17 protein-coding genes and 1 tRNA gene are annotated in these 24,860 nt (G+C 70.2%); 12 read left to right on the top strand and 6 right to left on the bottom strand.

Annotation, left to right across the window (positions count from 1 at the left end; genetic code table 11):
* Together BL254_RS27910 and BL254_RS21495 are read left to right on the top strand one after the other, a co-directional pair.
* The coding region (locus tag BL254_RS27910) for a hypothetical protein (RefSeq protein WP_371391134.1) at positions 1-256 on the top strand (256 nt) is incomplete at its 5' end.
* A gap of 275 nt (positions 257-531) precedes the next feature.
* Positions 532-2,127, top strand: a complete 1,596-nt coding sequence (locus tag BL254_RS21495) for a Na+/H+ antiporter (RefSeq protein WP_371391137.1) — start codon at positions 532-534, stop codon at positions 2,125-2,127.
* 9 nt (positions 2,128-2,136) lie between these two features.
* On the opposite strand, the gene BL254_RS21490 is transcribed toward BL254_RS21495, so the two are convergent.
* Together BL254_RS21490 and BL254_RS21485 are read right to left on the bottom strand one after the other, a co-directional pair.
* A complete protein-coding gene (locus BL254_RS21490; protein ID WP_083731293.1) occupies positions 2,137-3,315 on the bottom strand; it encodes a PP2C family protein-serine/threonine phosphatase in 1,179 nt (392 codons plus the stop codon).
* A gap of 1,426 nt (positions 3,316-4,741) precedes the next feature.
* A complete protein-coding gene (locus tag BL254_RS21485) occupies positions 4,742-5,809 on the bottom strand; it encodes an aldo/keto reductase (RefSeq protein ID WP_076844829.1) in 1,068 nt (355 codons plus the stop codon).
* Positions 5,810-5,908: 99 nt separating this feature from the next.
* Between BL254_RS21485 and BL254_RS21480 the strand changes: the two genes are divergently transcribed.
* Positions 5,909-6,859 carry a helix-turn-helix transcriptional regulator gene (locus BL254_RS21480; RefSeq protein WP_083731292.1) on the top strand — a complete coding sequence of 317 codons (951 nt, stop codon included), beginning with the start codon at positions 5,909-5,911 and terminating at the stop codon, positions 6,857-6,859.
* 644 nt (positions 6,860-7,503) lie between these two features.
* On the opposite strand, the gene BL254_RS21475 is transcribed toward BL254_RS21480, so the two are convergent.
* Positions 7,504-7,586: transfer RNA gene (locus BL254_RS21475), tRNA-Leu, on the bottom strand.
* A gap of 115 nt (positions 7,587-7,701) precedes the next feature.
* Here BL254_RS21475 and BL254_RS21470 point away from each other — a divergent pair.
* The 7 genes from BL254_RS21470 (at position 7,702) to pknB (ending at position 18,170) form a co-directional block, all read left to right on the top strand.
* The gene (locus BL254_RS21470; protein ID WP_076844825.1) at positions 7,702-9,354 is read left to right on the top strand and encodes an FhaA domain-containing protein; all 1,653 of its coding nucleotides are present in this window, start codon (positions 7,702-7,704) and stop codon (positions 9,352-9,354) included.
* A gap of 6 nt (positions 9,355-9,360) precedes the next feature.
* Positions 9,361-9,894, top strand: a complete 534-nt coding sequence (locus BL254_RS21465; RefSeq protein ID WP_047223845.1) for an FHA domain-containing protein — start codon at positions 9,361-9,363, stop codon at positions 9,892-9,894.
* Positions 9,891-11,345: a PP2C family serine/threonine-protein phosphatase gene (locus tag BL254_RS21460; RefSeq protein WP_076844822.1), complete on the top strand. Its 1,455-nt coding sequence runs from the start codon at positions 9,891-9,893 to the stop codon at positions 11,343-11,345. The genes BL254_RS21465 and BL254_RS21460 overlap by 4 nt, the downstream gene beginning before the upstream one ends.
* Positions 11,346-11,355: 10 nt before the next feature.
* Positions 11,356-12,837, top strand: coding sequence for an FtsW/RodA/SpoVE family cell cycle protein (locus BL254_RS21455; protein WP_076844821.1), 1,482 nt, complete (start codon positions 11,356-11,358; stop codon positions 12,835-12,837).
* Entirely contained in the window at positions 12,834-14,288 is a 1,455-nt protein-coding gene (locus tag BL254_RS21450; RefSeq protein ID WP_076844819.1) for a penicillin-binding protein 2, read from the top strand. Before BL254_RS21455 ends, BL254_RS21450 begins: the two co-directional genes overlap by 4 nt.
* A 113-nt stretch (positions 14,289-14,401) precedes the next feature.
* Positions 14,402-16,246, top strand: coding sequence for a serine/threonine-protein kinase (locus BL254_RS21445; protein ID WP_076844817.1), 1,845 nt, complete (start codon positions 14,402-14,404; stop codon positions 16,244-16,246).
* The gene (gene pknB, locus BL254_RS21440) at positions 16,230-18,170 is read left to right on the top strand and encodes a Stk1 family PASTA domain-containing Ser/Thr kinase (protein WP_076844815.1); all 1,941 of its coding nucleotides are present in this window, start codon (positions 16,230-16,232) and stop codon (positions 18,168-18,170) included. The genes BL254_RS21445 and pknB overlap by 17 nt, the downstream gene beginning before the upstream one ends.
* 29 nt (positions 18,171-18,199) lie before the next feature.
* Here pknB and BL254_RS21435 read toward each other — a convergent pair whose 3' ends face one another.
* Both BL254_RS21435 and BL254_RS21430 read right to left on the bottom strand, forming a co-directional pair.
* On the bottom strand, positions 18,200-18,847 hold the full coding sequence (locus BL254_RS21435; protein WP_076844813.1) for an aminodeoxychorismate/anthranilate synthase component II: 648 nt from the start codon (positions 18,845-18,847) through the stop codon (positions 18,200-18,202).
* 114 nt (positions 18,848-18,961) lie between these two features.
* The gene (locus BL254_RS21430; RefSeq protein WP_076844811.1) at positions 18,962-20,782 is read right to left on the bottom strand and encodes an AMP-binding protein; all 1,821 of its coding nucleotides are present in this window, start codon (positions 20,780-20,782) and stop codon (positions 18,962-18,964) included.
* Positions 20,783-21,374: 592 nt separating this feature from the next.
* On the opposite strand from BL254_RS21430, the gene BL254_RS21425 reads away from it, so the two are divergent.
* The gene (locus BL254_RS21425) at positions 21,375-21,635 is read left to right on the top strand and encodes a cell division protein CrgA (RefSeq protein WP_047223838.1); all 261 of its coding nucleotides are present in this window, start codon (positions 21,375-21,377) and stop codon (positions 21,633-21,635) included.
* A 329-nt stretch (positions 21,636-21,964) separates the two neighbouring features.
* On the opposite strand, the gene BL254_RS21420 is transcribed toward BL254_RS21425, so the two are convergent.
* On the bottom strand, positions 21,965-23,962 hold the full coding sequence (locus BL254_RS21420) for a glycoside hydrolase family 15 protein (RefSeq protein ID WP_076844836.1): 1,998 nt from the start codon (positions 23,960-23,962) through the stop codon (positions 21,965-21,967).
* Between the two features lie 263 nt (positions 23,963-24,225).
* Here BL254_RS21420 and BL254_RS27905 point away from each other — a divergent pair, with 263 nt between their 5' ends.
* On the top strand, positions 24,226-24,855 hold the full coding sequence (locus tag BL254_RS27905; protein ID WP_086055493.1) for a PH domain-containing protein: 630 nt from the start codon (positions 24,226-24,228) through the stop codon (positions 24,853-24,855).
* The last annotated feature ends 5 nt before the right edge of the window (positions 24,856-24,860 follow it).

Genomic DNA, 24,860 nt, shown 5'->3' with positions numbered 1-24,860 from the left:
CAACGATAATGATCACCGGGCGGATCTTATCTTAGCGGCATTGGTACTGCCGTACGGTGGTGGAATGGGCGACAAACAACTGTGGACGACCGGGGACATCGCTCAGAGGCTGGGTATCTCCGTACAACGGGCCCGGCTTCTCTCCCGTCGACCGGATTTTCCCGATCCCGCCCAGGAGATCCCCCACTTCARTCTGTGGCGTGCCTGCGACGTGGAGCTCTGGCTCGTGAACGGTGTGACCGATCGCGAAACGTAGTCGGCGTTGGTGGGCCACCGGCTGTCCTCCACCCGCCTCCAGGGGAATTCCTTCCGCGAGACGGACCCGCGATCCGTCTCGTCCGCCTCGTAACCAGGGACACGCGCCGTGCCGGACGGCCGGCGAGCGGGCCTACGCCGATCCCGAACTCGTCGATCTCATACGGACCGTGACGAATTCATCCGGACGTCCAGGTAGGCGACGCACACGGCGGATGCCGGAGGGTGGAGTGGACAGTGCTGGTCGACGTCGCCTACGGGCTGCTGGGCGCGGGAATGATCATTCTTGCGGCCCTGGTCGCGCGGAGGGTCGGCCTGCCGGCGCCGGTCCTGCTCGTCGCCGTCAGCATCCTGTACGCCGTACTACCCGGTCCGAACATCGCGCTGGACTCCGAGGTCGTCCTCGTCCTGGTCCTGCCGCCGCTGCTGTACTCCGCGGCGCTGAACTCGAGCCTGACAGGGATCCGCGCGAACCTCCGGACCGTGATCTCACTGTCCGTCCTGATGATCATAGCGACCGCTCTGCTCACGGGCTACCTGCTGGCAGCGGTCGTGCCCGGTCTGTCATTCGCGGCCGCCTGCGCTCTCGGCGCCGCGCTGGCTCCGATGGACCCCGTCTCGGCACTGTCCATCGGACGGCGGCTGGGTCTGCCCGAACGGCTGCGTACCGTGATCGAAGGGGAGAGCCTCCTCAACGACGCGACGGCTCTGACCGTGTACACAGTGGCGGTGGCCGCCCTGGTCGGCGGGGGTTTCGACGTGCCGTCCGTGCTGGGACGGTTCGTCCTGGCCCTCGCCGGGGGTATCGCATTCGGCCTCGCCGTCGCCTGGATCGTCGGCCTGGTCCGTCGCCGGCTGGAGGAACCGGTGGTGGAGACCACTCTTTCGCTGGCAACCCCGTTCCTGGCCTACCTGCCGGCGGAGGCCTTCCACAGCTCCGGTGTCCTCGCCGTGGTGGTCGCGGGCCTGGTCCTGGGCCACCGGTCACGGCGGCTGCAGTCCGGGCCCGCGCGCCTGCACGCCGTGGCCGTCTGGCACCTCGTCGACCTCCTGCTGGAGGGATTCGTCTTCCTCCTCATCGGCCAGCAGCTACCTGCCGTCCTCCACAACATCCAGAAGTATCCGGTCAGCACGGTGGTCGCCGCGACGACGGTCACGATCGCCTCGATCGTGCTGCTACGCCCCCTGTGGCTGCTGCTGCCCACCCTGCTGCCCGTGCGGCTGCGGATCCTCTCGCCGCACCCGAACCTCAACGGCCGTGAACTGACCGCTCTGTCCTGGACGGGCATGCGCGGGGTGATCTCCCTCGCCGCCGTCTTCGCCCTGCCGCCGTCCGCCGGCAGCGCCCCCTTCCCGCACCACGACCTGCTGCTGTTCTGCGCGTACGTCACGGTGCTGGTCACACTCGTCGGTCAGGGACTCACCTTCGGACCGCTGCTGCGGTGGCTGGGGCTACGACCCGACCTGGGCGAGGACCAGCGCCTGCGCGCACGGGCACGGATCGCGGCGGCGGACGCGGGGCTGCGGGCGCTCGAGTCACTCCAGAACCGCGAGTCGGTCCCCGAGGACATCGTCGAACGACTGCGGAACATCGCGGACATCCGCAGGAGACGGAGCGAGGACATCCTCGCGGYGCTGGCTGTGGACACCACGGCCAACCCCGCGGCCGAGAGCACCAGCGCCGTGTTCGGTCACGTCCGCCGAACCATGATCGAGGCGGAGCGGGACGAACTGCTGCTCTGGCGGGACACCGGGAACCTGCCTGACAGCAGCCTCCGGCTGCTGGAGAACGAACTCGATCGCGAGGAGGGGGCGCTGYCGCCGCCCGTGCCCAGGCCCCCGCGCCATGCTGAAACGGCCCCTCAGAGCTGAAACGGCCCCTCAGATCGCGGCGGACGCACGGCTGGCGTCCGCGCCGCTGGAGACGTTCCGCATACGTTCGCCGCCGCCGTACCAGTCCAGACAGAAGACCGACGCGTCGTCGGCCAGCCTGCCCTTCACGGCTCGCACGACCCTGCCGGTGAGGTCCTGGACGAGTTCCCGTGGATGCAGACCCCGCGTCTCGACCAGCACCACGGGCAGATCGACCCGTGCGGCGTTACGCTCCACGATACCGTCGGTGACCAGCACCAGCCGATCACCGGGCCGCAGCCGAAGGCTGTGCGTACGGTAACGAGTCTCCGCGAACATGCCGAACGGCGGATCCGCCGGAAAGGACACCGTCTCCACAACGCCGTCCCGCAGACGGTAGAACGGCACATGCCCGGCGTTCACCACGCTGACGGCCCCGGTGGACAGATCGACCTGCAGCAGCAGACCGGTGACGAACTGGTCGGGCCGAATGTGCRCCGCCATCATCGTGTTCGCCCGCACGACCTGCTCTGCGAGATCCCCGCCACCACGGCGGACGTTGCGCAGGCTACCCACCAGCAAGGTCGCCAGCAGCGCCGCCGCCAGCTCGTGTCCCATCGCGTCGGTGAGTGACACATACAGCTGGGAACGCCCGAAGCTGTAGTCGAAGGTGTCCCCTGCCACGGATCCCGCGGGCTCCACCCAGCCGGCCACCGTCGCCTGCGCACCCTCACAGGTGAACGACTCCGGCAGCAACCGTCGTTGGATCTCCGCCGCCAGCCCGAGCGGGACGGAACGCTGGCCCCACTCGAACAGATCCGTGTACCGCCGATTCGTGATCACGATGTAGGCCAGGGCATGCCCCGTGCTGGCGACGGTCTCGACAGYATCCTCGGTGGCACCGGCAGGCAGGTGTGCCTCGAGCACCCCGATCGCCTCGCCGCGGGCCGTAACCGGCACATACACACTCGTCCGGGCCGAGGATCGGCACACCCGCACCCGCTGTGTCCGCAACACCCACCCGTGGACGGTGCCATCCGTCGGCACCCGTTCCATCGTATTTCCGCCCGTCCCGTCACCATCGGGAAACCGCGCCAGGCAACCGCCCGCATAGTCCGCGATCAGGAAGGACACCCCAAACGCGCCGATCATCCGGGTCAGCTCACCCGCCACCGCGTGCAYCGCGTCGGCGGGCGCGGCGCGTTCCACCGCCGTCAGCAGCTTCCGTAAATCGACCGTTCCAGAAGGTGCCACTCCTCTCACGCTAGTCAGCGCCGCGACAACCGGCACGCTGGGCTATCGGGCTCACACCTTCAGCTTGTCGCTTAACCTCTTCCGGTCACACTTCGTGATAGGTGATGGTGATCCGGGATGCCCCGGCGTGTCACCATGGCATAAAACAACCTCCCGTTGATCATTCCTTCCCGCCAAGGAAATCATGATCAAATAGAAGGTCGCGGCGCGACAGCTCGGCCCACAATGTCCCCGCGGTCGAATACCCGAATGTGGTGGGTCGACTCCGAGGGGAGCCCCCTGCCGCTGCCCGACCCGGCGGAGCGACGTACTGTTCGAGCTCGCCGATGCCGTGCTGTGCTGTGCGCGGACGGTCCGGTACACGACCTGGTCGGCCTGCCCTCGGCCCCCGACAAGCACCGTCGGGACCACGGGACACTCTGTGACGGAATCATCCACAGCCGTCTCGACGTGAACCGTCTGCGCCGGTCACCGACCAACCAGCCGCTCCCGCGGGCCGCGGACAGCCGGATCATCCCGGAGACGGACATCCGAAGAGTGTGCGAACGAAGCGATGACATCGCTTCCACCCTGTTTTCGACGTCACGGCCCCGCCCGCCGACACCATCCCCACCCCGGCAGACCTCACACCCTCAGCGAAGCCAGAACCCGACAGAAACGCTAATGATGTTGTCAGAGCCGTCGCCCCTAGGATTTTCGGTGAGCTCGCCATCCGGGCCAGACATCACAGCCCCAGCAAAACAACACAAAAGACAGTAAACCAGCCCAACCAGCCCAACCAGCCCAGCGAAGCTTCCCAAAAGGCGGCAACCCACCCCAACCATAAAACCGTGGGGAGTGCCGGGGGCATGACGCCCCCTGCTCGAATCCGCCCTCACCCGGATGGAACAGCAGGTCGCTGGCCTGCCCCGGGCGCCGTCATACACCTGGACGGCGGCTACGACGGCCAGCCGTCCCGGGATGTGCTCACCACCCACAGACTCGTCGGCCGGACCGGGCCCGGCATGGAAGTCGGCGATGATCGTAAGTGCCGCCGGCCGGGGCGTCGGGGTCAGCCACCCGCGTGCCCCTGATGAGCCACGTCGGCCCGTCGGCGAAGTCGCGGATGGCGCGAAGAACGCGGCGGACGGCTCGCCGGCGCGGTGGGCGCCGAAGGCTGCCTCGTGGGCGTAGCCCTCGTTCAGGCAAATCGGTCGGGCTGATCGGGGTTCCGGACGAGCTGCGAACCGCAGGGTGGCGGGCTCGGCCGTGGCGGGCTCGGCCGTGGCGGRCTTGGCCGCGAGCGACGTCCGGCCATCCAGCAACGCTGCGTCGATGAACTCGCGGTTGCGTTCGGCGGGGACGTCGAACGCAACCGCGACGGTATACATGAACAGACCTTTCAGGGACGGATGGTCAACAGCGGCCGGCTGGGGCCTTCGCCGACGCCCGAGCGCTCGATCGCGGCGGCGACGGTCGCAAGCTCGTCGTCGTCGAGCGTCAGGTCCGCCGCGCCGGCCCAGTCGGCGATCTGCGTAGGGCGGCGCGCGCCGACGATCGCGGCGGTCACCCCGGGCCAGCTCAGCGTCCAGGCGATCGCCGCGGCGCTGGTGGTGATCCCGCGCGCCTCGGCGACGGCGGCCAGGGCGGCAGCGACCTCGAGGTTGGCGRCCAGGGCCGCGGTGAAGTCCGGGTGCCGAGCGCGCCAGTCGTTGTCGGGCAGCGCCGCGACGCGCGCGGCGCTGAACGCGCCGGTGAGCAGGCCCGAGGCCATCGGCGAGTAGACGATGACGCCGGTGCCGTGCGCCGCGGCCCAGGCCAGCTCGGGAACCGCCCCCCGGTGGATCGCGGAGAACAGCGGCTGGATCACGTCGACATGGGCCACCCGCTCGGCGCGCTCCAGCAGATCGGCTGTGTGGTTGGACAGCCCGATCGCGCGGACCTTGCCCTCGGCCTTGAGCTGCGCCATCAGGGCCCAGTACTCCTCGAGCGGCGTGCCGCCCGGCTGGTCGGGATCGCCGGCCGCGGCACCCACACCTCCGAGCGGCTGCCCGTCCCCGGGCCAGTGCACCTGGTAGAGATCGATCGCCTCCACGCCCAGCCGCCGCAGTGAGCCCTCCATCTCGTGCCGCACGCTGTCCGGCCGCATGACCCTGCGGATCGGCGCGTCCGGGCCGTCGCCGTCGCGGATGAGACCGCACTTGGTGAAGACCGCGGGCCGGTCGGCGGCCGGCAGCGTGCGCAGCGCCCGGCCGACGACGTCTTCGGAGTGCCCGTTGCCGTATGCCGCAGCGGTGTCGATCCATGTCAGGCCGGCGTCGACGGCGCGGTGGATCGCGGCGATCGAGTCGGCGTCGTCCTGCGGTCCCCAGGCGAAGCTCCAGTCGCCACCGGAGATCGCCCAGGCGCCGAAACCGACGCGGCTGATGCGCAGGCTGGTGGTGCCGAGGGGAAGCGTCGAGAGCGTCATGGCGGCATCGTGTGCCCGGCCCGGAGCGCGGGCCAAAGCGCTGTCGGCCCCAGGGCGGACGATCCTGGGGCCGGTAACCCCAGGCTGGATGGCGGGTGGATGAAACACAATGCGGACATGGACCGCCGCTCGGAGCTGGGGGCGTACCTGCGCTCGCGTCGCGCGCAGCTACGCCCGCAGGACGTCGGGCTGCCCGGGGGCCTCGGGCATCGGCGGGTGCCGGGACTTCGCCGCGAGGAGCTCGCGTTGCTGGCCGGCGTCAGCGTCGACTACTACATCCAGCTCGAGCAGGGGCGCACAGGTGCGATCTCCCATGTCGTGCTCGACGCGGTGGCCCGCGCGCTGCGCCTGGACGGCTCCGAGCGCGACCACCTCTTCCATCTCGCTCGGCCGGCGCCGGCGCGGCCACATCCGCCGCGAGCCGCTCGAGGCGTCCGACCCGCGCTGCGGCAGATGCTCGACTCGTTCGGCGGCAGCCCCGCCTATATTGTCGGCCCGCACACCGAGGTGCTGGCCTGGAACCCATTGGCGTGCGCCGTCTTCGCCGACTTCCCCCGGCYCCCGCCCGAGCGGCGCGTCAAGGCAAGGCTCGTCTACCTCGACGAGACGTGGCGCGACCTGTACGACGACTGGGAACAGAAGGCCGACGACCTCGTCGCCTACCTTCGCTACCAGGCCGGCCGCGACCCCGACGATCCCGACCTGGCCGCGCTCGTGGGCGAGCTGTCGGTCAAGAGCGAGGACTTCCGCCGCCGCTGGAGCCGCTACGTGGTGCGGGACAAGACCCATGGCACCCTCCGGCTGAACCACCCGCTCGTCGGTCCCCTCGACCTGTCGTGGGAGACCCTTCGTTCCACCGGCGAAGAGCACCACGTGCTGATCGTGTACTTCGCCGAGCCGGACTCGCCATCCGAAGGCGCGCTGCGGCTGCTGGGTAGCTGGCAGGCCGAGGGCAAGCCGCCCACCGGCGCAGGGGCACGGGGTGCGGCGATGAACTCGGCCGGGTCGGTGGCGACAGCGTCCAGCCGTCCAACCGACCCACGATGCTGATCGTAACGCGGGAATACTGCGCTGCTTCCGTCGGTCACGCCCGCCGGCGCACCCCCGCACCAACAGCCCCCGCCCGCCGACCAGCCCACCCGGACCGCCCCCGCCAGCCACCGCATCGACCAGCATCCGCACGGCCCGGGCAAGACGGCGCGGCGACCGCGCTCATCACCTCGCCATGCTGTTCACCGCCCACCCGGCACGGACCAGCCGGACAGCGCGACCTGACCCGGTTCGGGCGCCGTTCGCCGTCACCCGCCACGCGGCGAACGGCACCCGAACCATCCGCGCCACTACCCACAGCCCCCCGCAGGATCACGATCCGGCTCGATGGGACCACGCTCGCCGGGCACCAACCAGTGGGCACGAGCACACCCTGGTCGTAACATACCGACAGGATAAAATTACGGAGAGGCAGCGAAGCCAGTCACTGCCCCGAACGCAGACATAAACACTCAGCTCATGCCATAGCGTACGAAGATCACTTGGCTAGGCTCAACCCCCAAGCAAAGCGAAGCTGCCCAAAGGACAGCAAGCCACCCCAACCATAAAACCGTGGGGGGTGCCGGGGGGCTCGRCCCCCCCGGCAGACATCCCGGCCCCCGGGGAAGCCCCCCGCAGGGGGGCGACCAGCACGAGCCAGCTCGTGGGCGAGGGGGGAGTTGAACCCCCACGTCCGTCAGGACACACGGACCTGAACCGTGCGCGTCTRCCATTCCGCCACTCGCCCGAGTGCGACTATCACGCTATCACGCGATCCACACCGCCCGAGCCGTGGGCGGCGCTCAACCGGAAGCATACGATCTCAGTGCCGGTAGCAGGCCGGGGGAGGAGGGGAGGCCGAGATGGGCGTGCTACAGCGCTTTGAGCGTCGCCTGGGCGGCCTCGTCGAGGGCGCGTTCGCCAAGGTCTTCAAGGGCGGTGTCGAGCCGGTCGAGATCGCAAGCGCGTTGGCTCGTGAGACCGATGACCGGCGCGCCAACAGCGCGAACCGGGTGCTCGTCCCGAACGAGTTCGCGGTCGAGCTTGCCACCAGCGACTTCGCCCGGCTTGCTCCTTATACGCGAGCGCTTTGTGACGAGCTGGCCGAGATGGTTCGGGAGCATGCCGCCGAGCAGCGGTACACGTTCGTGGGGCCRGTGGGGGTACGGCTGGCCGAGGCTGACGACCTGGATGTCGGGGTGTTCCGTATCCGTAGCAGTGTTGCCGCGGCGGATCCCGGCGCGGTGGCTGGCAGGCGTGCGGCGGGGCGGTCGCGGCCGATGCCGCCGGGGGCGCCTCGGCTTGTCGTCTCGACCAAACCGGGGCCTGATGGCCGGGGCAGCGGGGAGGAGCGCGAGTACCCGCTGGACATCGAGGTCACGGTCATTGGACGCAGCGTCGAATGTGATATCCGTCTCAATGACACCGGGGTGTCCCGCCGGCACGGCGAGGTGCGTCGGATGCCCGACGGGCAGTTCGTCTATATCGATCATGGTTCGACCAACGGGAGCATCGTCAACGGCCGGGCCGCCAGTCAGGTGAAGCTCGTCAACGGTGACCAGATCGAACTGGGCGCGACGATCCTGGCCTTCCGGCGGGACGATCAACGGGGCGCTGACAGGGGCCGGGCCGCCGGGCGTGTCCCGGCGGGCGCGCAGGCTCCCGCAGGCGCGCCGCCGGGTCCGGCGGGCGCGTACCCTCCCGTCCCGGTGCCGCCGGCTCCACCTGGTGACCCGCGGGGCCGGCCTGCCGAGCCCCGCCGCGGTGATCCGCGCCAGGGCGTCCCTCCCGGCTCCCCTGGCGGCTACCCGCCTTCGCCCCCGCCGGCGGATCCCTATCGGGGCGACCCATACCGTGGTGGCGATCCCTATCGGGGCGAGCCGCGGCGTGGCGGTCCGCCCGGCGGCTACCCGCCCGCGCCGGCGGGTCCGTATCGTGACGATCCGTATCGTGACGACCCGCGTAGAGGTGGCCCCCCTGGCGGCTATCCGGCCCCTCCCGCGGAACCGCCGTACCAGGGCGGTGGACGCCCGGGCAGAGGTCAGCCCGCGGGAGGTCGACCGGGGGATCCGTATGGTGGCGGTTCCCGCTACGAYGATCCGTACGGGGAGAGGGAGGGCCAGTATCGTGGCGGCAACCCGTACGACCAGCTCGGCGGCCGGCCTCCCGGTACTCCGCCGAGCGGCTACGGCCCGGGTACGCCACCGGGCACGCCTGCCGCGGGTGCGCCCGGTCGTGGCGGCCAGCCCGGCTACGGCGGCCAGCCCGGCTACGGCGGCCAGCCCGGCTACGGCGACCCACGGCAGGGTGACCCACGGCAGGGTGACCCACGGCAGGGTGACCCACGGCGCGGTGCCGCGCCGGTGCGGCCGGACGACGCCGACCTGTACGAGCAGGAGACTCAGCGTCCGGGCCGGGTCCCCCCTGGGGAGGGCCGGCGTCCACCGGAGCGGGATCCCCACGGCGACCGTCCCGCCGGGCCGGGAGCAGCGGATCCGGACGAGCGCGCCTGGTAGGACGCCGTGAGCGGATCCGGACCCAGCGACCTGGTCCTCCTGGTCGTGAAAATCAGCTTCCTGGCGCTGTTGTGGCTGTTCGTGCTGGCTGCTGTCCGTGCGGTGCGCGCGGACATGTTCGGGCCGACGAAGCGTCAGCGGCAGAGCGTCCAGGGGCTGGGCCGCCCAACGCCCGCCCAACCGGCGCCGGCGCACCCGGCACCGCCACCCGCTGGGCCGCAGAACGCGTCTCCCAATCGGCGGGCGCGCACACCAAGCAAGCTGGTCGTCACGAAGGGGCATCTCGCGGGGACGATTCTTCCGCTCGGACCGACGCCTGTCACCATCGGACGTGCGCAGGACTCGACTCTGGTGCTGGAGGACGACTTCGCATCCGCGAGACATGCAAGACTCGTCCCCCACGACGGCCAGTGGTTCGTCGAAGATCTGGGCTCGACCAACGGTACTTACCTCGACCGCACGAAAGTGACCAGTCCCATGCCGGTTCCTCTCGGCGCGCCGGTCAGGATCGGGAAAACCGTCCTGGAGCTTCACCGGTGAGCCTTAGGCTTCACTACGCCGTTCGCTCGGACGTCGGCCACGTYCGAGAAGGCAACGAAGATTCCGCCTACGCGGGCGCTCGGCTACTGGCCGTGGCCGACGGTATGGGCGGTCACGCGGCCGGGGAGGTCGCCTCCTCCACCGTGATCTCCCAGCTGGCCACGCTGGACGACGACGTCGCCAGCGGTGCGGTCCTGGAGGTGCTGACCGAATCGGTGCACCAGGCCAACAACCAGCTGCGTGAGATGTCCGTCAAGGACGGGTCGCTGGAGGGTATGKGCACCACGGTCACCGCCCTGTTGCTCGCGGGGAACCATCTTGGTGTGCTGCACGTCGGCGACTCCCGGGCGTACCTGCTGCGGCACCAGGTGCTCAACCAGGTGACCCATGATCACACACTGGTGCAGGATCTTGTCGACCAGGGGCGGATCACGGCCGAGCAGGCGGACACGCATCCCCAACGGTCGTTACTGATGCGTGCGCTCGACGGCCGCGACGTCGAGCCGGACCTGTCCGTCCGRGAGGCGATCCCGGACGACCGCTATCTGCTGTGCACCGACGGACTGTCCGGTGTTGTGACGGAAATCACCATCCGTGAAGCGCTGCTGCTACCGACGCCTCAGGAGGCCGTCGACCGGCTGGTCGAACTCGCTCTCAAGGGCGGCGGGCCGGACAACATCACCGTTGTCGTCGCYGACATCGTCGAGGACGACGCCGATGACGACGGCCGCCCGCTCGTGGCCGGCGCCGCCGCGGAGAAGCAGACCGTGCCGGGAGCCTTGGCCGCCCGTACCGGGCCGAATCCCCGGTACGGCGACCAGGACTCCCCGGCCGCCAGGGGCGCGCGGATCGGCCGGCACAGCCCCACCACGCCGCGCGCCGAGGGTTCCGACAGCGTGGTGGACGAGGATTCGCCGCCGCTCGCCCGCCGGCCGCCGCCCCGGCCGGCGTTCATCATCCTGTGCACGGTGATCGTCCTGACCATCGCGACCGTCTGGGGCTGGTTCTACCTGCACAGCCGCTACTACGTCGGGGTCGACGACAAACAGGTAGCGATCTTCGAGGGTGTCGAGGGGAGTATCGCCGGCTTCTCCCTGCACCGGCTCAAGGAGCGCTCCCTACCGCTGAACGAGCTCAACGACGACGGGCGCCTGCAGGTGGAGGACGGCTACTCGGCCAGCAGCCTCACCGAGATCCGCGACTATGTCGAGCGGCTGCGGACGCAGTTCGCCGTCACGCACCCGGCCGACTCCGCGGCATCCACGGCGGCACCGACGCCGCTGACGGTGACCGCCACGGCGCAGGCGGGCACCGACGGGGAGAAGAACACCGGAGACGCTCAGGGCCCCCTGGGCGTTGCCACCACCGCCCCGGCGCTCTGTGCCACCGCCCCGGGCCCGAACTGCGTCCCGTCCATCCCAGCGGCCCCGTCGGTCCCGACATCTGGATGACGCCGACAGGATGACTGTTCTCCCTCCGCTTCGYGGCAAGGCGGTCGATCTCACGGGAACCTTCGCCCGGTTCCCGGTACCGGCCGGTGTCCATCTGCCGCCGTACCGTCGGCGAGAACTCTCCCTGCTGTTGTTCGCCGGCCTGCTCGCCACCGCCGCCCTGGCGGCTGTCGTGCTCGCCGTCGACGGAAAGATCACCGCTTCGGTGTTCGTCTACGGCCTGGGCTTCAGCGCGCTGTGGGGGATGGCCCACCTGGCCGTGCGCCGGTTCGCGCCGGCCGCCGACCCGATACTGCTGCCGCTGGTCGCGGCCCTCAACGGCCTCGGCCTCGTCATGATCTACCGGCTGGACCTGGCCAAGATGGATGCCGCCGAGAAAGCCGGCAGGAAGGTACCAGCCGGCGTCGCACCGTTACAGATGGTGTGGACGCTGCTCGCGCTCGTCGTCTTCGTGCTGGTGCTGGCGGTCATCCGGGACCACAAGACGCTGTCGCGCTACGCCTACACGGCGGGGCTGGTCGGCCTGGTCTTCCTGGTGCTGCCCGCGATGCCGGTGTTCGGCGCGACCATCAACGGCGCCCGGCTGTGGCTGCGGGTCGGGCCGTTCACCTTCCAGCCCAGCGAGATCTCGAAAATCATTTTAATGATCTTCTTCGCCGGCTACCTGGTGAACAAACGCGAGGTCCTCTCCGTGGTCTCCCGCTCCTTCCTCGGGATCCACTTCCCGCGCGCCCGGGACCTCGGCCCGGTGCTCGTCGCCTGGCTCGCGAGCCTCGGCGTCCTCGTCGTCGAGAAGGACCTCGGCTCGTCCCTGCTCTTCTTCGGCATGTTCCTGGTGATCCTCTACGTCGCGACCGAACGGGCGTCCTGGGCGCTCATCGGGCTCGGCCTGTTCTCGCTCGGCGCGGTCATCTCCTACCAGTTGTTCGGGCACGTCCAGGTCCGGGTGGACGRCTGGTTACACGCGTTCGACGGTGACAATCCCACCAGCACCTCGTTCCAGCTGGTGCAGGGCCTGTTCGGGTTCGCCGCCGGCGGGATCACCGGCACCGGGCTCGGGCAGGGCAGCCCGCAGCGGGTCCCCTTCGCCAACACCGACTTCATCGTCGCGAGTATCGGTGAGGAACTCGGCCTCGCCGGAATCATGGCTATCCTCGTCATCTACGGACTGGTCGTCACCCGCGGCCTGCGGGCCGCGCTCGGCGCCCGTGACCCGTTCGGCAAGATGCTCGCGACCGGCCTTGCCGCCTCGTTCGCCCTCCAGGTGTTCGTGCAGGTCGGCGGTGTCATGCGGCTCATCCCGCTGACCGGTCTGACCCTGCCCTTCATCTCCTACGGAGGCTCTTCGATCGTCTCGAACGCGGCCATCATCGCGCTGCTGCTGCGGATCAGTGACTCCTACCGCAGGCCCGGCCCGGCCACCCCGGCCGCGCCGCTGTTCGACCCGAACGCCGTCGCCGACAGCCCCACCCAGGCGGTGCGGACGACGTGAACGCACCCATCCGCAAGGTCGCCGTCGCCTGCCTGGTGCTGTTCACCGCCCTGCTGGTCAACGCCAACTGGCTGCAGGCGAAGCAGGCTGGCGAACTGCGTCACGAGCCGAACAACGCCCGTCAGATCACCGAACGGCTCGAGCGGGAGCGCGGCTGGATCGGCGTGGCCGGCGGGCAGGCGATCGCGAGCTCGGTGCCGTCCGATGACGAGTACAAGTACCAGCGGCAGTACCCGGCCGGGAAGCTGTATTCCGCCGTCGCCGGCTACTACGGCCTGTACACTTCCGCGGGCCTGGAGCGCTCCCAGAACGACTTCCTCTCCGGAGAGGACGACCGCCTGTTCGTTTCCAAGGTTTCCGACCTGGTGACCGGACGCAAACAACKGGGTGGCAGTATCGTCACCACGCTGGTACCCCGGATCCAACAAATCGCGACCACCGCGCTCGGCAACCGTAAGGGGGCGGTCGTGGCGCTCGACCCGAAGACCGGCGAGATCCTTGCGATGGTGACCAGTCCGACATACGACCCGACACCGTTGGCCAGCCACGACGAGGCCGCGRCCGGCAAAGCTGCCCAGGCGCTCAACACCGACCCGGACAAGCCTCTGCTCAACCGCGCGACCCAGGAGACCTATCCGCCCGGCTCCACCTTCAAGGTGATCACCGCGGCAGCCGCGCTCAACGCCGGCCGTCAGCTTGAGGAACGTATCGCCGCGCCCGACACGCTCCCCCTGCCGCAGAGCAGGACCATGCTGCCGAACTTCGACAACGAACGCTGCGGGGACGGCCAGACAGACACCCTCATCCACGCCCTGACGATCTCCTGCAACACGGCGTTCGCCCAGCTCGGCATGGATCTCACCGACGACACCCTGCGCGCCCAGGCCGAGGCGTTCGGTTTCAACTCCACCATCCCCGACTTCCCCCTGCCATTGGTGCCCAGCGTGTACCCGCCCCAGCAGCTCGACGGGGCGCAGACCGCGCAGTCCGCCATCGGGCAGTTCGACGACCGGGTCACTCCGCTGCAGATGGCCCAGGTCGCCGCCGCCATCGGCAACAACGGGGTGATGATGCGGCCGTACATCGTCTCCGAGCTGCTTGGCCCGGACCTCAAGGCGATCAGCCGCACCGAGCCGGAGGTCTACAAACGCCCCGTGAGCCCGGACGTCGCAGCCGACCTGAACACGATGATGCAGAGCGTGGTCAGCAACGGCACCGGTAGCAAGGCGCGGATCCCCGGTGTCGCCGTCGCCGGCAAGACCGGCACCGCCGAACACGGTGACAACGAGCCCCCGCACGCCTGGTTCATCGGCTTCGCGCCCGCCGCCAACCCGAGCGTGGCCGTCGCGGTCGTGGTCGAGGACGGCGGCGGGGAGCTCGGCACCGGCGGCGCGGTAGCCGCGCCCGTGGCCCAGCAGGTCATGAAGGCCGCATTGGACGTTCGACAGTGACCGGCCCACCGTCGCCAGGCGTCCCGGGGCCGGGCCCGGGTCTGCCGGGATCAGGCGTTCCGGCAGCGCGGATTCCCCCGGGACCGGGCGTTGCGGCGCAGGGCGGGCCGGCCGTGCCGCCCGGCGGGCCCGCCTCGTCACCGGCCACCGCGCAGCCGTTCGGCGCCTCGCCAAAGGGCATCGTCCTCGACGGCCGCTACCTCCTCGAGGGACGTATCGCCACCGGCGGGATGGGCGAGGTGTGGCGGGGCCTCGACCGCACCCTCGGGCGTCCCGTCGCCGTGAAGCTGCTGCGCCCGGAGTACGCCAGCGACGAGCTGTTCCTGGTCCGCTTCCGCGGCGAGGCCCGGCACGCCGCCCGGGTGTCGCATCCGGGTGTGGCGTCCGTCTACGACTACGGCGAGGTCGTCACCGATGGTGATCGTCCGACCGCCTATCTGGTAATGGAGCTGGTCGAGGGCGAGCCCCTGTCGGCGTTGCTGCACCGGGAGAAGCGCCTGTCCCCGGAGAAGACCCTGGACGTGCTCGGGCAGGCCGCCGACGCCCTGCAGGCCGCGCACACCCTGGGCGTCGTGCACCGGGACGTCAAACCCGGCAACCTGCTGCTGCGAACCGACGGCGCGATCAAGGTCACCGACTTCGGGATCGCGCGCGCGGTGGACGCCGCGCCGCTGACCGCCACCGGGATCATGATGGGTACCGCCTACTACGTCTCCCCCGAGCAGGCCTCCGGCCGGACGGTGACCCCGGCCAGCGACGTGTACTCCCTCGGTGTGGTGGCCTACGAGTGCCTGGCCGGCCGGCGGCCCTTCGACGACCGCAACCCGATCGTGGTCGTGATGGCGCACCAGCAGGACGACCCCCCGCCGCTGCCGCCCGACGTCCCCGAGCCGGTGCGCAACCTCGTCCAGGCGGCGATGGCCAAGGACCCGGCCCAGCGGCCGTCGTCGGCCGGCTCGTTCGCCCGCACCGCCGCCACGATCCGTCGCAACCTGTGGAACGCGGACATGACCCGCCGGGCCGGCGGGCCGGCGGCCGCACCCCGGTCGGACCCCGCCGGGGATTCCACCGGGCGGTGGCCCGGACCGACGGGAGCACCCGGGCCGGGCACGGGCGGGGCGGGGACCGACGGGGATCGGCCACCGTCCTGGACCCGCCGGCACACCCGGGACGACAGCTTCCCCGAGGAGAACCGGCCGTATCGGGACGCCCGGCCGTCCTGGGACGCCGGCGCCGCCCACGACGGCCGTCAGCCTGGCCAGGAACCGCCGGGGACGTCGGCGGGCACGCCCCCGGGTGCCTGGGGCACCCCGCCCCGGCCGCCCACGTCCGGCGGCCGATACCCGGCGGACGGCTACCCACCCCCCGGGCACCGGGAGGCCGGCCATGCCGGTGCGAGCTCCGGTGCCGGCTACGACACCGGTTATGAGACCGGCTACGAGGCCGGTGGCTATGACGCCAGCTACAACACGGGCTACGACACCGCGAGCCGGCCGGACATCCGGCCGACGAACGTCGCCCGGCTCCAGCCGCCCGGCAACCGCCCGACCTCCACGCTGCCGCCGTCGGACGCGCGGGGGGCCCGGCGACGACGCCTCCGTGGCCGGGCCGCGGGGGGCCCGGYGTCCGCGGGCAGGCGACGGCTATCACTTCCAGTACTGATAGCACTACTGATCGCCACAGTTGCGATCACCGCGCTGGTCACCCGGTCGATCGCCGGATCCAGTGGATCATCCGAAGGCGCGCCGGCCCTGACCCGGGCGGTGCACGGACCCGGATCCGAAGATGGCATCGTCACCGGTGACAGTACGACCGGGACCGACGGTGTCACGGACGGCATCCGGATCACCGGCGGCCTGGGCGGCCATACGACCGCAACCGGGCCAGATGTCCGGGAAGCGTCCGCGGGTACCGGCCCGGGAAGCGGAAAGGCGAGCACGGGTGGCAGTCGTGACTGAGGCGTTCGGAACCGAACCTCGCCTGGTGGGCGGGCGCTACGAGCTGGGCGAGGTCCTCGGGTACGGCGGCATGGCCGAGGTCTACCGCGGCCGGGACGTCCGCCTCGGCCGCGAGGTCGCGGTCAAGGCGCTGCGGGCCGACCTCGCCCGGGACCCGACCTTCCTGGCCCGCTTCCGCCGCGAGGCGCAGTCCTCGGCCGCCCTGAACCACCCGGCGATCGTTTCGGTCTACGACACCGGCGAGGATCTGATCAACGGCACGACCGTCCCGTACATCGTGATGGAGTACGTGGAAGGCCGCACCCTGCGGGACGTGCTCCAGCAGGAGGGCCGGTTCAGCGAACGCCGGGCCATGGAGATCACCTCCGACGTGTGCGCGGCCCTGGACTACAGCCACCGGATGGGGATCATCCACCGGGACATCAAGCCCGCCAACGTCATGCTGTGCCAGGACGGCTCGGTCAAGGTGATGGACTTCGGCATCGCCCGGGCGACCACCGCGACCACGTCCAACATGACGCAGACCGCCGCGGTGATCGGCACCGCCCAGTACCTGTCGCCGGAACAGGCCCGCGGCGTCCGGGTGGACGCGCGCAGCGACGTCTACTCGACGGGTGTGCTGTTCTACGAGCTGCTGACCGGGCAGCCGCCGTTCCGTGGCGACTCACCGGTGGCCGTCGCCTACCAGCACGTGCGGGAGAATCCGCAGCCGCCGTCCAGCCACGACCGCGCCATCACRCCCAACGCCGACGCGATCGTGTTCAAGGCGATGGAGAAGGATCCCGACCACCGCTACTCCACCGCCGGGCTGATGCGGGACGACCTCGAGCGGGCCCTGGCCGGCCGGCCCATCTACGCCCCCCAGCTCGACAGCGACCAGCTCACCACCCGGCTGGGTGCCTCACCCGCGGTCACCGCGGGGACACACATGATCTCCCGCGGCCGCGGCCCCTACGACGACGGCCCGGACGACCCCTACGGCCGCACCGGCGCCTACGACCGGACCGGCGGCTACGGGACGGGCGGTTACGACCGGGCCGGCTTCGGCGGCCCCGGGGGAGGCGACAGCGGGCCGCTGCCGGAGAAAAGACGTTCGGACGCCTGGAAGTACATTCTCGCCGGCCTGTCCGTGGTGGCGGTGTTCGTCGTCGTCACCATGATCGCGACCAACATGCTCGGCGGCGGGGGCGGGAACGGCGGCAACACCACCGCCGACACCGCGACGATCCCGACGAACCTCATCGGGCAGAAGTTCGAGACGGCCAAGAACAGCCTGAGCTCCGCCGGCTTCACCAACATCGTCTCAAAGGTCGTCGAGAACAACGAGCCGAAGGATCTGGTGGTCGAGGTCGACCCGGCCCCGGGCACCGCCGCCTCGAAGAGCGCGCCGATCACCCTCAGCATCTCGAAGGGGCCGGGTGACCTCGCCGTTCCGGACGTGGCCGGGCTGACCCAGGCCGCGGCCACCGCCAAGCTGAAGGAGGCCGGGCTGACGGTGAAGACCTCCGCCTTCACCGACGCGACGACCCGCCGAGCCGGGCTGGTCGAGTCCAGCGACCCGGCGGCGGGGACGTCGATAGCCCCCGGCGAACAGGTGATCATCTATGTGGTGAGCACGCAGGCGACCGTCCCGAACGTGACGGACCAGCCCGTCGACCCTGCCAAGATCGAACTGGAGCGCTACGGCTTCAGGGTCGTCCAGCAGGCCGTCGCGAGCAGCAAGCCGACGGGCACCGTCGTCTCCCAGAGCCCCGGCGGCGGCTCGGCGGCCCGCGGATCGACCGTGACGCTCTACGTCGCCCAGCAGCAGGCCATCAACACCCAGACGCCCACACCGTCACCGAGCGCCACCGCGACTCCGAGCAAGACACCGTCGCCGAGCCCGAGTTCAACCGGCGGCGGCCTCGGCGGCCTGCTCGGCTGACGGGGCCCCTGCCGGCTCTGATCCCTCCGTCAGGCGAAAGCCGCCTGGCGGAGGGTCTCGACCTCGGCCGACAGCGTCGGCGCGGCCGACAGCGCGGCGTCGTCCCCGCAGACCGACAGCCAGCGGGCCAACAGCAGATGACCACCCTGCGTAAGCACTGACTCCGGGTGGAACTGGACGCCCTCCAGCGGGAGGGTCCGGTGTCGCATCGCCATCACCACACCGCTGTCGGTCCAGGCGGTGACCTCGATCTCCGCCGGGAGAGTCGCCCGGTCCACGGCGAGCGAGTGGTAACGGGTTCCGATGAACGGCGACGGCAGGTCCGCAAGCACCCCGACCCCGCGGTGGCGCACCACGGACGTCTTGCCGTGCAGCAACTCGGGTGCCCGGCCGACCGTCGCGCCGAAGGCGACCCCGAGGGCCTGATGCCCCAGGCACACCCCGAGCATGGGGATGCCGGCCGCCGCGCACGCCCGGATCATCGGCACGCTGACCCCGGCCGCCTCCGGCGTGCCCGGGCCGGGTGACACCAGCACCCCGGCGACGCCGAGAGCGGTCAGCTCGTCGACGTCGACCTCGTCGTTGCGGCGGACGACGCTGTCCRCTCCAAGCTGGCCCAGGTACTGCACCAGGTTGAACACGAACGAGTCGTAGTTGTCGACCACCAGGATTCGCATGATTCTCCTCTTACCACCGAATCCGCCGCGGGATCCGGTGGATCCTGGCGCGGGATGTGGCGGTGACCGGCCCGTGAGCGCCCGGGGCGGCCACCGTCGGTCAGTTGCCGTAGGTCAGTTGCCGTCGGTGGCGGCCGGCTCGTCGGTGGCAGCCTGCTCGTCAGCGGCGGCCTGCCGCTGGGCCTTTGCCCGCTCCTCGTCACGCAGCGCGCGGCGCAGCACCTTGCCGATCCCGATCTTCGGTAGTGACTCCGTCCGGAACTCAATGATCTTCGGGACCTTGTAGGCGGAGAGCCGTTCGGAACAGTACGCCCGCACATCGTCGACGGTAAGCGACGTACCGGGCCGCAGCACCAGGAATGCCTTCACCGTTTCGCCACGGTACGCGTCCGGGATACCGATCACCGCGGTYTCGGCAACCTCGGGAATCCCGGCGAGCACATCCTCGATCTCGTTGGGCGAGATGTTGAACCCGCCCGCGATGATGAGCTCCTTCTTCCGGTCGACGATCTCGAACCAGCCGGCGGTGTCCATCCGGGCGACGTCACCGGTGGACAGCCATCCGTCGTCGCTCAGCACGGTCCTGGTGGCCTCCGGGTTCCCCCAGTACCCGGCGAACACCTGCGGGCCACGGATGAGCAGTTCTCCGGGCTCCCCCACCGGCACTTCCCGCGTGTTGTCCTCCAGGTCGACGATCTTCGCTTCGGTGGACGGGAAGGGCAGGCCGATCCAGCCGGGGCGAAGCTGGCCGCGCAACGGACCGGCATGGGTCACCGGGGACGCCTCGGTCATGCCGTAGCCCTCGACGACCGGGGTACCGGTCGCGCCCTCCCACTGCCGCTGCAGCTCACCGGGCAGCTTCATCGCGCCGGAAATGCACCCTCGGATCGAGGTCAGGTCGACGTTCTTCGACCGGGGATCGTCCAGCAGCGCCCGGTAGATCGGTGGCACGCCCGGGAAAATGGTCGGACGGTGCCTGGCGATGGCGTCGAGTACCAGGGTCACGTCGAATTTCGGTACGAGCACGACATGCCCGCCGATCAGCATTCCCACCGTCATGCACAATGTCAGCCCGTACGCGTGGAACATCGGCAGGACCGCGAGGACGGCCTCCCGCCCGACCTGCGCGTCGGCGAACCATGCCCGGCACTGCACAGCATTGGCGACAAGATTACGATGGGTCAGCATCGCGCCTTTGGCCGGACCGGTCGTCCCCGTGGTGTAGAGCAGGATCGCGACATCGGACGTGGCCACCGGCACCGACGTCCGCACCGGCGCGGCCCGGCCGCCCCGGTACACGTCGAGGAAAGCGTGGGCGCGGGCGCCGGCGGGCAGCTCCGTCACGATTTCGGCACGCTTCCGGCGGGCCGGTGGAATGGGCAGTCGTAGCAGCAACTGGTCTTTTCTCGGCAGAAAGTCGGGAATCGACGTGGAAATCACCTCGCGAACCCTGGTCCGGCCGGAGCGGCGGGCCGCCTCCACCACCGCGTAGGCGCGGTCCAGACACACCACGTACTCGGCTCCACAGTCGGAGAGCTGGTGGGTCAGCTCGGCCTCGGTGTAGAGCGGGTTGGCCTCGGCCACGACCGCGCCCAGCCGCAGCACGGCATAGAAGGCAATCACGTGTTGCGGACAGTTCGGCAGAATGAGYGCCACCCGGTCACCGGCGGCGACACCGAGCTTCGCCAGGCCACYGGCGAACGCGTCAACATACTCGCGAAGCTGGCTATAGGTCAGCGTCGTCCCGAAGAAGGAGATCGCCGGGTTCGAGGGAAACTCCGCGGCAGCGTTCTCGAACATCTGACCCAGCGTGATATCAGAGATMTCGACCTCGGCGGGGACGCCGTCAGCGTACGACGACTGCCACGGCCGGTCAGCATAGGTGACGGTCTCGAGCGTGCCGGTCTCCCGCTCGGTTGTCGATCCACCAGGCATCGCGGACACCTTCCTTGTCGGACTGCGGTTGGGCGTCATTCTGGCAAGGAAACGACAGGGAAACAGCTCCCGGGAGGCGCGATTTCTCCGATCACCGGCACGCGCGGCTCCCGTGGCCGCCACAGCGGCGTCCACGACGGTATCCACCGCCGTATCCACGGCAGCAGCCCACAACGTATCGACGATATTGCCACGTTTCGTCACCGGGACTCGTCGTCCGCGCCGGACGAGGCGCCCGTGCCTCCCCCGGCGCCGGCGTGGACGCGGCGCGAACGAGCCGGCTGTGAACCACCACGCCGGGCCCGGGGCCAGGGCCAGGGAGCCCGCCGGACACCGCCCCGATCACCTGGAACACCCGCGGTGCCGAAGCCTCCGAAGCGGTCGGACCGTCCCGGATCCCGACTCCTGCAGGTGAGCACGCACGATCAGGAGCATCCACTTTCGCCCCTTCGGGTGCCCCGGCGCATCCCGGCGCAGTGGATGTCTACMCTGTGAAACGGGCGATCCGCACCCGCGCGGCCATCCGGCCCAACCGGCGGCGCGGGTGACACTTCGCCCACGGAGATCATACAGTGCACCGAGGAGCTCTGAAGTGCCCGTTTCCCGGCGTCGCAAGAAGAAGTCGACCAGCGCACCACCCCAGACCACCCAGTTGCGCAAGCGCAAGCCACCGTCGCCCCCCTGGATGGGCGCGCTGATCCTTGCGCTCTTCCTGATCGGGATCGCCTGGCTGCTCGTCTACTACTTCTCCAACGGCGACATCCCCGGGATGGGCAGCCTCGGCGCCTGGAACATCCTCATCGGCTTCGGTTTCGTCGTGGTCGGCCTCGGCGTCTCCACCCAGTGGCGCTAGGCCTTCGCCAGCAGGCCTTTCTCCGGGGAATCCTCGACCTTCCGCGGATCCGTCGACCTTCGGTGGATTCGCGTCCGCGCGGGCGTCCGCGCCGGCGGGTGTCCGTGCCAACGGGTGTCCGCCGGGCGGATCCGGCCGAGGATCCGGTTGGCCACCGGGCGGCCCGCGCCGCCTAACGGGCGGAACTTCCACCGGTGTCATTCATCCCCAACGGTTGTCCACAGTGTGGATATCGCTGCGGGTGAACATCGCTGCCGGTGAACATCCGTTCCGGCGGGACGCCGCCGCGGGCAACACCACGGCGCGCCGGACACCCGGGGACGCAACGGTCAGGACACCGGAGTTGGCCCAGGCTCGCCCGCGGCATCCTCGGCCCGGATGACGTGCATGACCGCGTTGATGAGAGCCAGATGGGTGAACGCCTGCGGGAAGTTCCCCAGGTGCCGGCCGGTGCTCGGGTCAAGCTCCTCCGCGTAGAGGTCCAGCGGGCTTGCGAAGCTCAGCAGGCGCTCGCAGTGCTGCCTGGCACGGACCACCTCACCGATCTCCACCAGGGCGGATGTCAGCCAGAACGAGCACATGAGAAAGGCACCCTCCGTCCCGGTCAGGCCGTCGTCGGTCTCCTCCACGCGGTAGCGCAGCACCAGGCCGTCGACCGTCAGCTCGTCGGCGATCGCGAGGATCGTCGCGCGTACCCGCGGATCGGTCGGCGGCAGGAATCCCAGCAGCGGCATGAGCAGCAGCGACGCGTCCAGCGCCTTCGATCCGTAACACTGGGTGAAGACTCCGCGCTCGTCGAGACCGTTCGCGCACACGTCGGCGTGTATCTCGTCGGCGACGGCCGCCCAGCGGGCCGCGGTCTTGGCGTCCCCGCGCATCGCCGCCAGCCGCCGGCCCCGGTCGGCGGCGACCCAGCACATCACCTTCGACGAGGTGAAGTGCCGTAGTTCTCCCCGCACCTCCCAGATGCCGCAGTCCGGCTCCCGCCAGTGCTCGGCAGCGGTCTCCACCAGCCTGACCAGCACCGGCCACAGCCGCTCCGAGAGATAGTCACGCGACCGGGTGTGCAGGTAGACCGAGTCGAGGATCGCACCCCACAGGTCGTGCTGGCGCTGGGAGAACGCCGCGTTGCCGACCCGGACCGGGAACGCCCCGTCGTAACCGGACAGATGCCCGAGGACCTGCTCGTCCAGCCGGCTCTCACCACCGACCCCGTACATGATCTGTAGGTCGTCGCCGTTCTCGCAGACGTCCGCGATGAACGAGAAGAAGTCGTTCGCCTCGTAGTCGAGTCCCAGGGTGTACAGGCCMCACAGCGCGAACGTGGAGTCACGGATCCAGCTGTACCGGTAGTCCCAGTTACGCTCACCCTGCGGTGTCTCCGGCAGGGACGTGGTGGACGCCGCGAGCAGCGCCCCGGTCGGGGCGTAGGTCAGACCCTTGAGCGCCAGCGCGCTGCGCTGCAGATGCCCACGCCACGGATGGTCCGGGAAGACCCCGCGGGAGAGCCACTGCCGCCAGAATGCGGTCGTCCGCGTCACCGCCGCGGTCGCCTCCGCGTAGCTGGTGGGCAGGAAGGGGTCGCTGGCCCGCCAGGTCAGGGCCACGAAGGCCGTCCCGCCCTCGGCCAGGGTTGTCCTCGCATGCGCCCGGCGGCCGTCGAAGCCCAGCCGRAGATCCGTCCGTAGCCGCAGGGTCAGGTCGGGATGTGAACGGATCCGTGGGCCGGGCCGCTCCGACGGGCCGCGCCGGCCGTCGTCCGGCCCGCCCCTCGCCGGCACGGCGTCGCCGGCCCGGCCCGTGCCGCCAGGGACGGTGACCGCGCTGCCGTAACCGGCGTCCTCGTAGGCCCAACTCCCCGGCCGGCGGCCGTAGTCGAAGTTGGGCTCGCACAGCAGGGTGAGATCGACACTGCCGTGCTCACAGCGCGCGAGCCGGAGCAGGACGTGTTCGGCGTCCCAGTCCGTCGGGGTACGCCGATGGGTGTTGGACCGCTGCTGGGTACGGTGCCAACGTCCGACGATGAGACAGTCGGTGACGATGAGCCAGCCGTTGGGTGTCTGCCAGGTGGTTTCGAGGATGTTCGTGCCCGGCAGGTACCGGCGCCCGGCCGGGATCATCGTCCGCTCCGGGCCGAACCGGAAACCGCCCGCCGACCGGTCGATGATCGAACCGAACACCGACGGATCATCCGGACGTGGCAGGCACATCCACTCGATGTTGCCGCTCGGGGCGACCAGACATGTGGTCTCACAGTCGGAGAGAAAGCCGTATTCGGCAATGGGCGGAAACGGGCTGACGCTGCCACGCCGGGTGGGCGGCGACACCGTCTGGAATCCGGTCTGGAACGCTGTCTGGGACCCGGTCTGGAACGCTGTCTGGAACGAGGCCACGTCCGCTCTTCTCCTTCTCCGGCCGCAGGCCCCGGCAGCGGGGTGCGGTACACAGGCCAGGCCGTCATCCAAAGCGACGGCGAAAAAGCGGATAGTAATCGTCATGAAGATCGACCCAGTGCAGGCCGGGCGGCGGTCAGCCCGCGCGGGCGGGCGGCGGCGCTGGATGTGCCGCGGGATGTGCTGTGYTGGGCGACATGCGGGATGACGACTTCGACGGCCGGGACATCATCGGCCCACGGCACGCCGATGACGGCCGTACCGGCGCCGACGACGCCCACGACGGCCGTACCGGCGCCGGTGCCGGCTATACCGGTGCCGGTGCCGGCGCCGATGCGGGTGCGGGTGCGGATGCGGGCGATACCGGTGCCGGCCGTGCCGATGACGCCGGCGCGCACGCCTGGTCGCCGCCCTGGTGGCGGGTGGCCGGGTATGCCCTCGCCGGCGCGTTCCTGCTCGCGGTCGCTGCCGTGGGTACGCTCGCCGCCCACCTGGGGTCGCTGGACCGTCCCGGCCGGCTGTTGATCGGGGTCGCGGGGGTGGGGCTGTTGCTGCTGGCCGGCCGGGACGCCCTGGCCCGGCCGGTGCTGCGCGTGGATCAGGGCGGGGTCGACCTGGTGGACGGTATCCACCGGCGGCATCTGCCATGGGCCGCCGTGCTACGGGTGCGTGCCGGCACCCTGACGCACAACCGTCGCGCTGTGCACGTCCGCGTCCTCACGGTCGAGACGATCGACGGCCCGGTCATGCTCAGCCGTCGCCAGCTCGGCGCCGAGCCCGAACGGATCGCCGAGACGGTGGAGGAGATCCGCCTGCGCCTACGCTGACCCGC

Source organism: Protofrankia sp. BMG5.30, assembly GCF_001983005.1.
In the GTDB taxonomy this organism is placed as follows: domain Bacteria; phylum Actinomycetota; class Actinomycetes; order Frankiales; family Frankiaceae; genus Protofrankia; species Protofrankia coriariae.
The sequence above is the reverse complement of the archived record's forward strand: the minus strand, read 5'-3'. Positions and strand labels throughout refer to the sequence as shown.

Excerpts from the sequence above, each read along its gene's own strand:
- BL254_RS27905 (WP_086055493.1), top strand. The coding sequence starts at position 24,226 with ATGCGGGATGACGACTTCGACGGCCGGGACATCATCGGCCCACGGCAC.